The organism is Oleiphilus sp. HI0123 (genome assembly GCF_001635315.1).
Window position 1 is genome coordinate 1 of record NZ_LWGE01001020.1, and the last position, 989, is coordinate 989.

1 protein-coding gene is annotated in these 989 nt (G+C 42.9%); it reads left to right on the forward strand.

What is annotated here, in order from left to right; genetic code table 11:
- Window positions 1–310: 310 nt before the first annotated feature.
- Window positions 311–989, forward strand: a 679-nt coding sequence (locus tag A3761_RS08820; RefSeq protein ID WP_156491765.1) for an IS110 family transposase, incomplete at its 3' end; no start/stop codon positions are given.

Here is a 989-nt window from a genome sequence, read left to right on the forward strand (position 1 = left end):
CTCGCCGCTATTTGACAACATATAAGCCATCAAAAAAACTAAAGGTAAAAACGTCAGTAAATTAGCTAAAGCGTAATCTCTTCTGGTCTTCCTCGCACCTTGCCATATGGGCTGTTGAACAGTTCCAGGATCCTTTCTTTTTAAAAAATAATTTGGTATGTAAAACATTCCTTTACCTATTCCATAGAGTCATTGGGAACATAGACATAATGACTCCCCACGTCCCAAAAGAGTGCTGACCTCCTATCGTGGGTTAGCAAAGCCAGAGCCATAATATATGTGTCATACCATATAAGCGGAGGCCAGCACCATGAAAAACAATACCATAATTTTTGTCGGATTGGACACCCATAAGGAGTTCACCGAAGTCGCATATTGCGAAGATCAACGAGGCTCAGAAGTAAAACATCTTGGAAGAGTTTCTTCAGCCAAAGTATCACTTACCAAGATGGCAAGACAGTTTGAAAGCAAATACCCGCAGGCTACCCTGCATTTTGTTTATGAAGCAGGCCCCTGTGGCTACTGGATTTATCGATTGCTGACAAGCTTAGGCCATTGTTGCTATGTTGTTGCGCCATCACTGATTCCAAAGAAACCCGGACAACGCGTGAAAACAGATAAACGCGATGCACAAGATTTAGCTCGTTTGGTTCGTAATGGCGACCTTGATCCGATTTACGTTCCTGAACCCGCAGATGAAGCAATACGAGATCTATCTCGAGCACGTGAGCGTGCAATGCATGATTTGAATAATGCACGTTTCCAGCTAAAAGCCTTGCTGCTCAGAAACCATATTAACTATTCAGGCAAATCAAATTGGAGCTTAAAACACCTTCGTTGGTTAACAGAGATCATCTTACCTCATCCTAGTCAGCAATTTGTCTTGCAAGAGATGATTCAAACCATTTCAGAACGCAATGCTCGACTAGAGCGTCTGGACAATGAACTCGCCCATCACGTGAAGCAATGGCGATATTATCCGGTTGTGA